This is a genomic window from Streptomyces sp. NPDC014995, from assembly GCF_043080745.1.
Classification (GTDB): Bacteria; Actinomycetota; Actinomycetes; order Streptomycetales; family Streptomycetaceae; genus Streptomyces.
The window spans coordinates 218,620-233,116 of record NZ_JBIBVX010000007.1; the positions used below are offsets into that span (position 1 = coordinate 218,620).

General features: G+C 74.7%; 10 protein-coding genes. 3 read left to right on the forward strand and 7 right to left on the reverse strand.

The window, feature by feature from the left end; translation table 11 throughout:
- Positions 1-8: 8 nt before the first annotated feature.
- The 4 genes from ACF1A1_RS16570 to ACF1A1_RS16585 form a co-directional block, all read right to left on the reverse strand.
- Positions 9-1,424 carry a hypothetical protein gene (locus ACF1A1_RS16570; protein ID WP_392000469.1) on the reverse strand — a complete coding sequence of 472 codons (1,416 nt, stop codon included), beginning with the start codon at positions 1,422-1,424 and terminating at the stop codon, positions 9-11.
- Entirely contained in the window at positions 1,421-2,935 is a 1,515-nt protein-coding gene (gene pelF, locus ACF1A1_RS16575; protein ID WP_392000471.1) for a GT4 family glycosyltransferase PelF, read from the reverse strand. Before pelF ends, ACF1A1_RS16570 begins: the two co-directional genes overlap by 4 nt.
- A 131-nt stretch (positions 2,936-3,066) precedes the next feature.
- The gene (locus ACF1A1_RS16580; RefSeq protein ID WP_392000472.1) at positions 3,067-5,097 is read right to left on the reverse strand and encodes a hypothetical protein; all 2,031 of its coding nucleotides are present in this window, start codon (positions 5,095-5,097) and stop codon (positions 3,067-3,069) included.
- A gap of 408 nt (positions 5,098-5,505) precedes the next feature.
- A complete protein-coding gene (locus ACF1A1_RS16585) occupies positions 5,506-6,030 on the reverse strand; it encodes a hypothetical protein (RefSeq protein ID WP_392000473.1) in 525 nt (174 codons plus the stop codon).
- A gap of 502 nt (positions 6,031-6,532) precedes the next feature.
- Between ACF1A1_RS16585 and ACF1A1_RS16590 the strand changes: the two genes are divergently transcribed.
- Positions 6,533-7,384 (forward strand): phospholipid scramblase-related protein, encoded by an 852-nt coding sequence (locus ACF1A1_RS16590; RefSeq protein ID WP_392000474.1) that lies wholly within the window; start codon positions 6,533-6,535, stop codon positions 7,382-7,384.
- A 15-nt stretch (positions 7,385-7,399) separates the two neighbouring features.
- Here the strand turns inward: ACF1A1_RS16590 and ACF1A1_RS16595 are convergent, their stop codons facing one another.
- Positions 7,400-8,350, reverse strand: coding sequence for a hypothetical protein (locus ACF1A1_RS16595; protein WP_392000475.1), 951 nt, complete (start codon positions 8,348-8,350; stop codon positions 7,400-7,402).
- Positions 8,347-9,156 (reverse strand): phosphatase PAP2 family protein, encoded by an 810-nt coding sequence (locus ACF1A1_RS16600; protein ID WP_392000477.1) that lies wholly within the window; start codon positions 9,154-9,156, stop codon positions 8,347-8,349. The genes ACF1A1_RS16595 and ACF1A1_RS16600 overlap by 4 nt, the downstream gene beginning before the upstream one ends.
- Positions 9,157-9,398: 242 nt before the next feature.
- On the opposite strand from ACF1A1_RS16600, the gene ACF1A1_RS16605 reads away from it, so the two are divergent.
- Entirely contained in the window at positions 9,399-10,040 is a 642-nt protein-coding gene (locus ACF1A1_RS16605; RefSeq protein ID WP_392000478.1) for a TetR-like C-terminal domain-containing protein, read from the forward strand.
- A 120-nt stretch (positions 10,041-10,160) separates the two neighbouring features.
- Here the strand turns inward: ACF1A1_RS16605 and ACF1A1_RS16610 are convergent, their stop codons facing one another.
- Positions 10,161-11,198 carry a DUF2510 domain-containing protein gene (locus ACF1A1_RS16610; protein WP_392000480.1) on the reverse strand — a complete coding sequence of 346 codons (1,038 nt, stop codon included), beginning with the start codon at positions 11,196-11,198 and terminating at the stop codon, positions 10,161-10,163.
- Between the two features lie 285 nt (positions 11,199-11,483).
- Between ACF1A1_RS16610 and ACF1A1_RS16615 the strand changes: the two genes are divergently transcribed.
- Positions 11,484-14,207, forward strand: a complete 2,724-nt coding sequence (locus ACF1A1_RS16615; protein WP_392000482.1) for an ATP-binding protein — start codon at positions 11,484-11,486, stop codon at positions 14,205-14,207.
- Positions 14,208-14,497 lie beyond the last annotated feature (290 nt).

The following is a 14,497-nucleotide window of genomic DNA, read 5'->3' on the forward strand; positions in this document are numbered from 1 at the left end:
ACCTGGGGTCAGGTGTGTGCGGCGGGGCGGCCGAGGAGCCGTAGCGCGCACGCCGTCAGGGCCAGCGCGGCCGCGCCGCAGCACAGCGGCAGGGCCGCCCGGCCCGGTGGGAGGTGCAGGAGGGTGACCGTCCCGGCGGCGGCCGCCGCCGTCAGACAGATCGCGGCCGACGGCCACGCCGCCCCGAACGCCTGGAGCAGCAGCGCGGTCCACAGGGCGGCCGCGAGCGGCAGCAGCACGGCCGGTTCGGCGCCGGTGAGCAGGGCCGCGGGCAGCAGCGGCAGGAGGTAGGCGGTCAGGCAGAGGCCGAGCACGCCGGCCGACCGCAGCAGGAACCCGGCGGGGGTGGCGGTGGCGCGCAGCGCGGCGACCGACAGCCCCCGGTAGCGGTACAGCAGCCACTCCGCCGGCCCCATGCTCACCGTCAGCACGATCACCGCGTACGGCTCCCGCCGTCCCTCCAGCAGCACCAGCACGCCCGCGGCCAGCCCGAACAGGCCGTACGGCAGGGACTGCGGCAGCGGCGGCCGGGTGGCGCCGGCGACGGCGGGCACGGCGAGGGCGGCCCGCAGGGCGTGGACGGTGACGGCCAGGGCGGCGAGCAGCGCCAGTAGCACCAGCCCCGCCCGCGGCCACGGACCCGGCTCCCCCCACGGCAGCACGACGGCACCGGCGACCAGCGGGGTGAGCGCGGCCAGCAGCAGCCGTTCGCGGCCCAGGACGAGCAGCACGCCCGCCGCCGCCAGGTACGCCGACTGCGCGGCCGCCACCAGCGTCACCGCGCCGCCCCCCGCGGGCAGCGCGGCGGCCCCCGTGGCCACCACGGCCCCCACGGGCGCGCCGACCAGCAGGGTCAGGCCCGCCTCCCGCAGCCCCATCGCCCTGCGCAGATGGGCGCGGTGGCCGAGCGCCTGCCCCCAGGCCCAGGACACGAGTCCGGCCACGACGAGGACGGCGGTGTGGCGGCCGGCGTCCCACAGCGGCGCGGTGAGCAGGTAGGCCAGACCGGGCAGGGCGAACAGTGCGCCCCGCAGCAGACAGCGCACGGTGTCCGGGCGCCACGGGTCGGCCGCCGGCGCGGGTTCGGGGAACGTCCGCGGCACCCGCTCGTACAGCGCGGAGGCGAGCGAGAACAGGTTCGGATGGCCGTACCGCTCCTTGATCACGGAGGCGGGCAGGCCCTCCGCCTCCAGCAGCGCGGCCACCTCGTAGGGGTGGACGGCGGGGCCGACGCGGTCGGCGAGATCGGCGGCGAGGGCGCTGACCGCATCCTCGTCCGGACCGTGCCCCGGCGACCGGACGGCGAGCGCGGTGTCGTCGACGGCCCAGCGCGGGCGGCGGCGCGCCGGGCGCGGGCCGGCGGGCCGGAGCGCCCACGTGTCCGGTGCGGCGCCGCCGGGTTCGAGGGACAGCGGCCCGCTCATCCGGCGAGGCTCCCCGTGACCGTGCGGGCGGGTACCTCGACACTGACCGGCATGGCCGTCAACTCCTGCCGTGACAAGGGAAGTTCCTCATAGATGGACCGGAAGGTGTCGACGGTCTGCCGCAGGGTGAACTGCTCGATCACCCTGAGCCGGGCCGCCTCGCCCATGGCCCGGCGGCGCGCCGGATCGCCCAGCAACTCCAGCGCCGCCGCGGCCATCGCGGCCGGATCGCGCGGCGGCACCACCAGCCCCGTGTCGCCGACGGCCTCCCGCACCCCGCCCACGTCGGTGGAGACGGTCGCCCGGCCGCACGACATCGCCTCGATCAGCGTGAAGGGGAAGCCCTCGCTGATGCTGGAGAGCATCACGACGGTGCCGGCCGCGTAGGCGTCCCTGATGTCGTCCACGCGGCCCTCGAAGGTGACGGCGTCCGCGTGCCCCAGCTCCGCGGCCAGCGCCTCGCACCGCTCCCGGTAGGCCTCACCGCCGCGCGGTGTCCCGCCGAACAACCGCAGCCGTACGTCCGGAAGCCGGTCGCGCACCAGGGAGAAGGCCCGGACGAGGGTCTCCAGGTCCTTGATCGGGTCGACCCGGCCCGCCCAGCTGAGGGTGAGCCCCTTCGGCTCGGGCCCGGCCGGCGGGAACGCGGCGGGGTCCACGCCGTTGTAGACCGTGCGGATCGACTCCGGGTCGGCACCGCCCTGTTCCTCCCACAGCCGGTTGTAGCGGTTGCCCGGGGTGATCAGCGCGGCCCGGCGGTACGTCTCTTCGGCCAGCAGCCGGAAGAAGCCCAGGACGACCGCCTTCACCGGCCAGCGGTAGGGGGCGGTGCGGTAGCCGAGGTAGCGCTCCCGCAGATAGACGCCGTGTTCGGTCAGCAGCAGCGGGACGCCGTGCCGTTCGAGGGCGGTGAGGCCGGGCAGGACGGCGACCCCGCCGCTGACCGCGTGGGCGACCCCGTGCTCGGGCGGCGGCACGGCCAGCGGGCGCAGCGCGTGCTCCAGCAGGGCGGTCGCGGTCAGCGCGTCGTGCACGGTCGGCCGGGCCTCGCGCACGGTGAGCCCCGGCCGGTTCCAGACGGCGGTCAGCACGGCGATCGCCCGGTCGCCGCGCAGGAAGGCGCTCAGGGCGCCGTCCGCCGCCGCCCGCGCCATCACGTACAGGGCGGGCGCGAAGCCGTCCTCGGCGCACGGGTCGAGCAGCGCGGTCAGGAACTCCTCGTAGGCGGCGGCGAGCCGGTGGTGCGCACGGCCCCGCGGCGGGCGGCCCCGCGGCGGGGCGCCCCACATCGGGACGGACAGCACCCGCGAGACGTGCCCGGGCAGCTCCCACACCACGGGTTCGCGTCCGGTGCCGGTGACCGCGACGACGTCGAAGTCGACGTCGGGCATGCCGCGCACGAGCTGGTCGCACCAGACGCTCACGCCACCGTGACTGTGCGGATAGGTGCCTTCGGTGAGCAGGGTGACGCGCGTCGCGCCGGGGCGTCGCGCGCCGTGGGGAAGGTGCATCGATGTGCTCCACGGCCGAGGTGTGGGTGGTTCGCGCCGAGCTGCGGCGCCCGGCGGTCACTTCCCTGGGAGGAATCGTTTCGCCGGTGGTGGCCCCGGCCGCGGGTGCGGCGGCCGGGGGCCGCGTCCGCTCAGTCGTGCGCGGCGGACGCCGGCAGCGCGAAGGTGAGCGGGGTGCCCGTGGCGGGCGTCCAGCCGGAGACGGCGCCCGCGTACGCGTCGCCGAAGGCGGTGCCGGCCAGGGCCGTGCCGGTGGGCAGGGTCGCGGTGACCGCGAGTCCGGCGGGGGCCTCGACGGTCACGGTGTCGCCGACGCGGTGGGCGCTCACCCGGCCGTCCCGCAGGGCCGTCCGCCAGGCGGCGCGGCGCCGGAGTTCGGCGCCGATGTCCTTCATCCGCAGGTTCACCACCGGGGTGTCCTCGGTGAACAGGGCCGCGTAGCCGTCGAGGACGCCGCTGAGCACCGGGTAGGCGATCCGGTCCTCGGCCAGGTTCGACTGGTGGATGAAGTGCGGCTTCGGGTCGTTGGCGAGGACGTGTCCGAGGGCGATGCGCGTCTCCAGCGGCACGATGTGCCCGGCGTAGCCGGTGGCCGTGTCCAGCGGTGCCGCGAGGCACGTGGTGGTGGCCGGGTTGTCCTCGCAGATGCCGCTGCCGCCCTGGGCCCGGCTGGTGTAGATCCAGTTGTACTCGTCGACCTGCTCGGCGGCCCGGCCCGCGTTGTAGAAGACGTTCATGGGGTGGCGCGGGACCGTCGTGGCGGGGCCGACCGGGCGCTGGGCGGGTTCGCGGGAGTTGTCCGAGCCGAGCCAGGCGATGTCGTTGTCGTCGAGGGCGAGGGCCAGGTTGGGGTTGTCCTCGGGCTGCTGCGGCAGCACCTTCATGCCGGAGTGCTCGCCGGTGACCAACTCGCCGTGCTCCAGCGGGAGTCCGGCCGCACGGCCCCAGGCCCGGTTGGTGGCGATCTCCTCGGAGATTTCGGTGCGGCTCACCCACCGGGTGGAGCCGTCGGCGTCGGTGGCGCACCGCCACGGCACCACCGCGGTGTCCTGCGCACAGCCCAGGAAGGCGTGCGTGTAGGTGTGGTTGATCCAGCGGAACCGGCCGCGGTCCGCGATCAGCCTGTCGGCGAGTTCGTCGACGCCGCCGTTGTCCTCGCGGTGGTCGACGCTGCCGGCGCCGTTGTAGGCGAAGTCGAGGGTGAAGTCCTCGCTGTCCTGCCAGGCGACGGCGTGGCCGACGTCGGCGGGCGTCATCCGGATCGGGTCCGGCGTGGCGTTGGGGTCCGTGCAGTCGACGTCGCCGGGCGTGCAGTTGAGTGTGGTGTTCCAGCGGTCGTCGGCGGCGAGGACGTCATCGACGTGCACGGCGAAGTAGTGGCGCGAGGCGCCCAGGTGCACGCCGCCCGTCATCCACTCCACGATGCCGCGGGCCAGCAGCCGGAACTGCTGCTGGTGCTGGTTGTAGACGAAGGTGACGACCAGCTCGCGCCGCCCGTCGTGCCGGTACTCGCCCACCAGCGAGCCCCGGGTCGTCCCTCCGGGGACCGGGGCGTCCACGTACGACGTGAAGTCGGCGCCCGCCGCGGGCGTCGACAGGTGGGCGTAACTCTCGCCGACTGCCGGGTCGTTGTCCTCGAAGGGCACCGCCCCGTCGAGGTAGCCGAAGGGGCCCGCCTTCCCGGCGGCGGTCACCGACGCCTCCACCCCGTCGACGCTGCCGGAGTAGCCGCCGTCCACCGGATACCGCAGACCCGCTTGCGGACGCGCGTAGGTGTAGGCGTCGACCTGGGGCACGGCGTACGTCCGCTCGTAGGCCGCGAGCGCCGCCATCTCGGTGGAGCCGGCCGGGAACGGGTCGTCGTCGGGCAGCACCACGGCCTGGAACTTCGCGCGCGGCCGGCCGTCCACCGTGTCCGAGAGGAACCCGGCGTCGATGACCGGACGCCCCGCCCGCGTGAGGTCGATCTCGGTGTACGGCGTTCCCGCCGCGTCGAGTTCGGCGGCGATCGCGGCGGTGGACGGGCCGCCGTCGCTCACCACCAGCACCCGCAGGTCGACGCGGGGGGCGATGGTGTCGGCGTGGGCCGTGCCGGCCGGCAGACCCAGCGCGGCGATGAGTGCGCCCACCGTCAACACGGTGGTGCGTAAGCTCCGCTTCATGCGGTGAAGTCCCCTCCCCGGGCAGGGGTGGGCACGGCTCCCGTGGAGCGGACGCACCCCCTTGCGCGACGCCGGCGTCCCCCTCAGAAGCCAGTCGGTCGAGCATCCGTCGCGTCACATAGTGATGTCTGTGTGTAGCTTTCGTGGTCATGTTGCGAAACGTGACGCAAAAGAGCAGGTGTCCATATGGGCGTTTGTGGGACCGAAATGAGCATGCGATCGTCCGCCGGTGCGCCGGGTCCCGGAGGGCACGCGTGCTCGGCGTGCTGGTCCGGGCCGTGGGCGGCGCGCCGGCGGGCCGACCGGGGCCGCCGGGTGCGGCGCCGGTGGTCCGAGCCGGGGTGTGTGGTTGGTCGCGCTCCTTTTCAGGTCACCCCGGCCACCGCCGGCCCGCGCCCCGGCGGGCCGTCAGGCGCAGAGCACGCGGGTCCCGGGCGTGTGGACCGGTCCGCCGCTGATGTTCGTGCGGTCGCTGAACTCGGCGTAGAAGTACGAGTAGAAGCCGATGTCGCCGTTGCAGCCGGAGTCGGCGGCGACCTGGAGCGTCAGCGTGACGGTACGGCTCTGGCCGGGCGGGACGGTGGTGCCGTAGTTGGCGCCGAGGTCGGCGGGCCCGGTCCCGGAGCAGGGGGCCGGGCCGGCGGCCGTGGTCAGGGCGCAGCCGGTGAAGGCGTACTTCAGGTCGGGGCGCTGGGTGGTCAGCCAGGTCGGGTCGATCGTCTGGTGCACGAACCAGATGTCGTAGGTCTTGTGGTTGGTGAGCGTCATCGACAGGTTCACCGTGCCGCCGGGTGTGGTGGTGGCGCTGTCGGTGGTGAACGTCAGCTCGGCGGCGGCGGGTTCCGCGCTCGCCGACGGGGCCGGGCCGAACACGGCGAGGGCGGCGGCGAGGACGGCGGCGAGGCCGAGGCGTCTCATCAGGGGTGATCGCATGGGCCGGGAGGCTAGGCAGGCGGCGAGGCCACCGTCTGCCCCACGGGTCGCCGCCGGGGAGTGGACCGGCCGGAAGTGCGCGTCACGTGAAGAAGGTGGAGGAGCGGTGTTTCCGCACGGCATCGGGGACGTGTGACGGGGCGCCCGGTGACGCCTCGCGTCAGCGGTATTGGCGTGGACCGGACCTGGTGGACCGCACCACGGGGCTGAACGGGCCCGGGGCTTCTCGGCCATCCGCCGGTTTCCGGCCCGGCCACCGGAGCCGCCTTGGCTGCGCGAACCCTCACCTCTCCTTGGCGAACCTCGGCTTCTGGTGCCAACGGGTCGGCGGTCGCCGCGGAACGCGCCGCCAACGGGCCGGCCGTCACGGGGCGAGGCGCCAACGGGCCGGCTGTCACGGGGCGAGCCGTCACGTATGCGTGCGATGGGTGAGTAAAGGCGCGGTGAACACCGCATCGTGGGGGCTGGTCAGGTCCGGGTGGGCTCGGGGTAGTGTGCCCCGGTGACCACGCATTCGAACACACCTGCAGGTTGGTACCCGGATCCGCACGGAGCCGCCCGGACCCTCCGGTACTGGGACGGCTCCCAGTGGACCGAGCACACCCACGCCGACCAGCAGGCGCCGCCCCAGGCGGAGCCCCAGGCACAGGCGCAGCCCGTGGCCCAGGTGCCGGCGCAGCCCGCCGGGCCCGACCCGCGTGTGCAGCGCCAGGTGCAGCAGCAGGCCGGGGTCGCTCCGAGCGGTTCCGGGGGCGGCACCCTGTTCAGCGAGCCGGTGCTGGTGGTGAACCAGAAGGCCAAGCTGATCGAGCTGACCAACGAGTACAAGGTCATGGACCAGCAGGGCAACCAGCTCGGCTCGGTCGTCCAGGTGGGGCAGAGCGCCCTGCGCAAGATCCTGCGCTTCGTGGCCAGCATCGACCAGTTCATGACGCACCGGCTGGAGATCCGCGACGCGTACGGGCAGCCGGTGCTGCTGCTGACCCGGCCCCGGAAGATCTTCAAGTCGCGGGTGGTCGTCACGCGTCCCGACGGGCATCCGGTCGGTGAGATCGTCCAGCAGAACGTCTTCGGGAAGATCAACTTCGCGATCAACGCGAACGGGCAGCAGCTCGGCGCCATCAAGGCGGAGAACTGGCGGGCCTGGAACTTCGCGATCGTCGACCACGCGGACAACGAGGTCGCCCGGATCACCAAGACCTGGGAAGGCCTCGCCAAGACACTGTTCACGACCGCGGACAACTACGTCCTGCAGATCCACTACCAGCTGCCCGAGCCGCTGCTGAGCCTGGTCGTCGCCACGGCGCTGACCGTGGACACCGCGCTCAAGCAGGACTCGCGCGGCCTCGGCTGACCCGCCCGGGCGGTCCTACAGCGGTGTGAGGTGCCCCGGCCCGGTCGTCGGCCGGGGCAGCAGCGCGGGTTCGGGGGAGGCCGTCTCCGGCTCCAGCGCCAGCACCGCCGCCACCGGATGCGCCTCCTGCCCGTCGGCCGGTACGGCGTCCGGTGCCGCCCGTGACAGCACGACCACTCCCCACCCGGCGAGGCCCGCTCCCGCCAGCGCCGGCAGCACGCCGGCCGCCCCGCCCTGGAGCCGCTCGCCCAGCAGCGCCAGGCCGATCACCGCGGCGGCCACCGGGTTCGCCAGCGTCACCACCGCGAGCGGGGCACCGAGGCCGCCCCGGTAGGCGGTCTGCGACAGCAGCAGGCCGGCCGCGGCGAACGCGGCCACGAGCAGCGCCACCACGATCACCCGCACGCCGAGCAGCGGACCCGACCGGTCCGTCGCGGCCACCGTCACGGTCTGGGTGAGCGCCGAGGCGACACCGGAGGCGAGTCCGGACGCGGTCGCGTGCCGCAGCCCGGGCCGGGCGCCGGGCCGCGACAGAAGACCGATCAGCGCGGTCGTCGCCCCCGCCACCGCGAGCGCCTCGGGCACGCTCAGCACGTCCCGCGGCGCCGGCCCGGAGGCCGTGACCAGGATCGCGGCCAGCCCCAGCAGGGTGAACGCGGTGCCCCGCCACTCGGCCGCACGGACCCGCCGCCCCGCCATCCGCGCGCCCATCGGCACCGCCGCGACCAGGGTGAGCGCGCCGAGCGGCTGTACGACGGTGAGCGGACCGTACGCGAGGGCCACCACGTGCAGCAGCGCGGCGCCGCCGTTCAGTGCCACCGAGGCCCACCAGGCGCCGCTGCCCAGCAGCCGCAGCGGGCCGGCGCCCGGGGAACGGGAGGCCAGCCGCTCCTGGGCGACGGCGGCGGCCGCGTAGGCGACGGCCGAGAACAGCGACAGGACGACGGCGACGAGGGTGGCGTTCACCGGCCCGCTCCCACGAGTACCTGCCGCGGTGCCCGCTCCCCGGCGGGGACGGTCCGCCGCTTCCCCCGCCCGGCCGTGGCCGTCGGGCGCCGCGGCGCGCGGACCGCCGCGAGCGCGGTGCCCAGCAGGGCCGCGGCCACGAGCGCGTCGAGCCAGTAGTGGTTCGCCGTCCCGACGATGACCAGCAGCGTGACCAGCGGGTGCAGCAGCCACAGCCACCGCCACCGGGACCGGGTCGCGGCGATCAGGCCGATCGCGACCATCAGCGCCCAGCCGAAGTGCAGCGAGGGCATCGCCGCGAACTGGTTCGACAGCTGGTCGGTCTGCGGCGGCCCGTACACCGACGGCCCGTACACCCGCGCGGTGTCGATCAGGCCCGTCGCCGCGAGCATGCGCGGCGGCGCGAGGGGCAACAGGAGGTGGAGCGCCAGGGCCGCGGCGGTGACGGCGGCCAGGACGCGGCGGGCCCAGACGTAGTGCGCGGGGTGCCGCAGGAGCAGCCAGACGAGGAAGGCGGCGGTGGCGGGGAAGTGGACGGTCGCGTAGTAGGTGTTCGCGACGCGGACGAGGGTGTCGCCGTGCAGCAGGAGGGACTGCACCGCGCCCTCACCGGGCAGACGGAGCCACCGTTCGGCGTCCCACACGCGGTGCGCGTTGCGGAAGGCCTCGGCGGTGTGGCCCGTGGCGAGCTGCCGGCCGAGCTTGTAGACGAGGAAGAGCCCTGCGACGAGCAGGAGCTCCCGGACTATGGGCGGCCGTACCGGCGTGGCCGGCTCCGCTTCTCCAGGCTCGGTGCGGGCATTCATCCCCCGGCCCCTTCGCTGACGGTGGTGCGCGTGGTGGCGCGGCATGGACCCGTGGCCCGGGAAAGCGCCATCGATACGGTGTCGTACCGATACGTCAGTGTACCGATACGGTCCAGTACCGGTACACTGGCGTATCGATTGAGGTACGACACACTGGAACCAGGCGCCCGGCGGGCCGCCGGACAGCGGGACCGGCCGGAGAGGCCGACAGCAGCCGCCAGCAGCAACGAGGAGAGACAGCGATGACGTCGCAGGCCGCGGACGGACCGGAGTCGGTCACCGCCTCGCGCCGCTCCAAGCTCACGCCCGAGCGCGAGCAGGAGTTCTTCGACGCCGTCCTCGAACAGGTCCGCGAGTGCGGGTACGAAGCCGTCACCATGGAGGGGGTCGCCACCAGCACCCGGTGCAGCAAGTCCACGCTGTACCGGCAGTGGAAGACCAAGCCGCAGTTCGTGGTCGCCGCGCTGCGCTCCCGCCGCCGCTCGCGTCTGGACGGCATCGACACCGGGACGCTCGCCGGCGACCTGCGCGAGGCCGCCCGGGCCGCGGCCCGGTGGTCCACCACGGACACCAAGCTGCTCCAGGCCCTCGGCCACGCCCTCACCCAGGACGAGGAACTCGCCCGGGCGCTGCGCGAGGCGCTCGTCGACCCGGAGATCGCCGCCCTGCGGGAGATCCTTCGGCGCGGTGTCGAGCGCGGCGAGATCCCCGCCGGTCACCCGGCGCTGGAGTACATCCCGGCCCAGATGTTCGGCGTCGTCCGCGCCCGCCCCGTCGTGGACGGCACCTACGCCGACGAGGACTACCTGCTGCGCTTCGTGGAGGCCGCCGTGCTGCCGGCCCTCGGCCTCACCCAGGAACCCAGGCCGCCGTCCGCGGGATGACCGGACGGTGACCTGCTCGCGCCGCACCGTGGGGACGGGGGCGGCGCGCACCCCCCGGCCGGGCGGGGTCCCCCTTGAGCGGAGGGGCGCCCCACCCGGCCGGCCTGTGCCGGGGGCGGCTCAGACGTCCTGTCCGCTGCCGCCGCCCGTGGCCACCTTGATGCCCTTGGTGATGGTGTCGATGACGGACACCGACTGGTCGGCGTCGACACCGAAGCGCAGCACCACCAGGCGCTCGGTGTCCGCGGGCGCCGGGAACGCCAGCGACTCGACGTAGCCGTCGGCGCCCTTGCTGGTGACCGCCTTCCAGCGCACCAGGTAGCCCTTCTGCCCGGCCACCGTGACCGCCTTGGAGGCGAGCACCTGGTGCGAGGTGATCTCGCCGTACGTGGTGCCGCCGTAGGACTCCTCGGCGTTGGCCTGGATGTCCGCCTTCGCGACCTCCTCCGCGGTGGCGCCCTTGGTGCCCAGCGCCTCGGCCGGCGCCGAGTACACGCCCCCCTTGGTGCAGGTCTTCGACGTGTCGCCGGGGCACTTGTAGGAGGAGTCGGACGTGATCTGCGCGCCCACGCTCAGCTCCTGCCCCGTCCAGCCGTCCGGGATGGGGATGCTGATCCCGTTGAGGGCGTCGGTCACCGCGCCGCTCTTGATCGTGGGGGGCTCGGACTCGTCCGGCGCGGGCGAGGACCCGCCCGACCCGCCGGAACCTCCCGGGTCGTCGAACGGGCCGCCCTGGCCGCCGTCCTGCCCTCCGGAACCGCCCTGGCCACCCGGCCCCTGCGCCGTTCCGGGGCCGTCGGAGCCGCCGTCGCCCTTGGTCAGCGCGTACACGCCGACCCCGATGCTCGCGAGGACCGCCACGGCCGCCGCGACGGCGATGCCGGTGCGCAGCCCGCGCCGCCCACCCGGGCCCGCCGGTGCAGCGGGATACGCCGGATACACCGGATGGGCCGGGTGGGTCGGATGGGCGGGATCGGCCGGATGGGCCGGATACGTCCCGGCGGCCGGCCCCTGCGCCGGCGGACCCCATGCGGCGGCCGAGCCCGCGGGGCGGGTCCGGTCCGTCCACGCCTTGCCGTCCCACCAGCGCTCGGTGGCGGGACCGTCACTTGTCTGCCCGGGGTCGGGGTACCACCCGGGAGGAGTCACCTGCGTCATGCCCCCACCGTATGAGGCATCGGTGAAAGTCGGATGAGAGGGATGGCCGCCGGTGCGGCCGCCGGCCCGGCACACCGTGCCCATCTGGCGGGAAATCGACGTCAATTCGCTGCGCGTCCATCGCCGTTGACGTCCTCGGTCCTCTTCCGCAGGCCCGTCGGGGCGTCCCGGCGCGCCCCCGTCACCCGGTGGGGCAACACCTGGGCGGACCGGCCTCCGTACGGGCCCGCGGAGGACTACGCTCGAGACCTGTACGTCATTCGGGCGACTTGGGGAGGTAGCGGGATGACGGAGGTACGGCCGGCGGCGGCCGCCTCGGCTTCCCTGTGGGAGCGCGACGAGGAAGTCGCCGCCATCGAACGGGCGGTGGGGACCCTCTGCGCCGACCGGTCCTCCTCGGGACGAGTGCACGTGCTGCGCGGCGAGGCGGGACTGGGCAAGACCGCCCTGCTGGCCGAGACCCGCCGCATCGCCGAGGCCCGGGGCTGCACGGTGTGGTCGGCCCGCGGCGGCGAGACCCTCAGGTCCGTCCCCTTCAACGTGGTACGGCAGTTGCTGCAACCCGCGCTGCTGTCCCTGCACCCGGAGGAGGCCCGCGAGTACCTCGGCGACTGGTACGACATCGCCGGCCCCGCCCTCGGCATAGCGGACCCGGTCGAGCGGCAGGCCGATCCCCAGGGCGTGTGCGACGGCCTGGTCGCCGCGGTGACCAGGCTGGCCCGGCGGGACTGGCCGCTCGTCCTGCTGGTGGACGACGCGCACTGGGCCGACCAGGAGACCCTGCGCTGGCTCGCCGCCTTCGTGGAACGCCTCGACGACCTGTCCGTCCTGGTCGTCGTGGCCCGCAGGCCCGGCGAGGTCAGGGCGGACAGCGCCCGCTACCTCGACGCCGTCGCCGCCGTCGCCGGACAGTCCGTCACCAGCCTGAGCGCCCTCACCCCGGACGCGGTCGCCGGCCTCACCCGGGCCACCGTGGGCGCACACGCCGACGACCCGTTCTGCCGCGAGGTCTGGGCCGTCACCGGCGGCAACCCCTACGACACCGTCGAACTCCTCGCGAAGGTCCGGGACAGCGAACTCGAACCGAGCGAGTCCTCGGCCCCCGAACTGCGCCCCCTGAACCGCGCGGCCCGCGGCGGCGGGCTCGTCGACCGCCTGGAGGAACTGGGCGTCGACGCCACCCGGTTCGCCATGGCGGCCGCCATTCTCGGCGCCGACATCTCCGTCGACGAGGCCGCCCGGCTCGCCGGCATGGCCCGCGACGACGCGGAGCGCTGCGCCGACCTGCTGCGCAACGCCCGCATCCTCACCTACCCGGACCCCGCGGTGGGCCCCGTCGCCGACGGCGGCGGACTGGAGTTCGTCCACCCGCTGATCGCCACCGCCGTCTACGACTCCATCCCCGAGGGCCTGCGCCGGGCCATGCACGGCATCGCCGCGAGGGTCGTCCTGGACGCCGGCCGGGGCGTCGCGGCCGCCTCCCGCCACCTCCTCCAGGTCCACCCGGACGACGACGAGGAACTCGTCGAGCAGCTGCGCGAGGCCGCCCGCGAACACGTCGCCGTCGGCGCCCCCGACGCGGCCCGCCGCTGCCTGGAACGCGCCCTGAAGGAGCCGCCCGGTCCCGACGCCCACGCGCAGGTGCTCTACGAACTCGGCTGCGCCACCCTCCTCACCGCGCCCGCCAGGACCATCGGCCACCTGCGGGAAGCGCTCGCCGTGCCCGGCCTCGTCGGCGACCTGCGCGTCGACGCCGTCTACCGCCTCTCCCAGGCCCTCCTGCACAACGACCAGATGGAGGAGGCCGTCCGCACGGTCGAGGCGGAAGCCGCCCGGCAGCCGCCGGGACCGGCGCGGATGCGGTTGCAGGCCGTGCAGTTCATGTGGGAGGGCATCCACGCCGGGGAGACCACGTCGCCGGGCCGCTCGGAGAAGCTCGCCGCGCTCGCCTCGACCTGCACCGGCCGGGACAACTCCGAGCGTGCCCTGCTCGTCCTGCGCGGCTTCGACGCCATGACCCACGGCGAGAACGCCGAGGTCGTCGTCGAACTGTGCGACCGCGCCCTCGTCAACGGCCGCCTCGCGCCCGGCCTCGGCTGGACCGACACCGAGTGGGGCATCGAACTGCCCATGATGCTGGCCAGCTCCTACGCCTACACCGACCGGCTCGACCGCGCCGAGTCCTTCTTCAACGAGGCCCTGCACGCCTACGAGTCGTCCGGCTGGAGCGGCGGCCACCTCGCCCTGGCCCACGCCTACGTCGGTCTCGGCCACCGTCGCCGGGGCCGTCTGAAGGAGGCGGAGAAGTCCCTGCGGGAATCCCTGCGCCTCGCCGAACGGGTCGGCCGCGGACTGCCCCTGTACTGGTCCGCGACCTGCAACCTGGTCGACACGCTGCTCGCCCGCGGCCACGTCGAGGAGGCCTGGCGGATCGCCGGCCAGTACGGCTTCGCCCCGCCCTACCCGTCCACGATCGTTCTGCCCGACCCGCGGTCGGTGCGCGGGCGGCTGCTGCTCGCCGTCGGCCGCACCCAGGACGGCATCAACGAACTGGAGGAGGCCGAGAAGGCGGCGGCCGCCCGCGGTCACCTCAACCCGGTGATGGTCCCCTGGACGGTCGACCTCGCCCGGGCCCTCGCCCGCGAGGACCCGGTCCGCGCGGCCCGGCTCGTCTCCGACGTCCGCCGCCAGGCCGAGCGCTTCGGCACCGACACCGCCATCGGCGAGGCCCTGCGCTGCGCCGCCGCCCTGGAGACCGGACAGCGCGCGGTCCGGCTCACCGCCCAGGCGGTGACCTTCCTGGAATCCTCGCCCTGCCAGTACGAACACGCGGCCGCCATCATCGAGCACGGCATCGCCGCCCGCTCGGTGGCCGAACTCAACCGCGGCCTGACGCTGGCCCGTTCCTGCGGCGCGGACGGCCTGGCCGCACAGGCCCGATCGGCCCTGGACGGCTTGGGCGCACCCCAGGTGGGACTCGTACCCGGACAGGTACGGGGCCAGGAATGACCGCGGCCGGCCGGACCGACGCCCGACGCGCCCTGCTCGGGTGGTTGGGGCCGGGCGGCCGCAACGCGTCGGTGGCGGTGCTTCGGGCGACGTCCGGCGCGTTCGCTTGCGGTGGTTCGGCCTGGGCTTGACGTGTCCGGTCACGGTGGTTGGGGCCAGGGCCCGGTCGCCCGCTCGGGGTGGTCGGGTCGGTGCCTGGCGCGTCGGGCCGTGGTGGTTGGGGCCGGGTCGCAACGCGCCGCTCGGGGTGCTTCGGGCGACGTCCGGCGCGTTCGCTTGCGGTGGTTCGG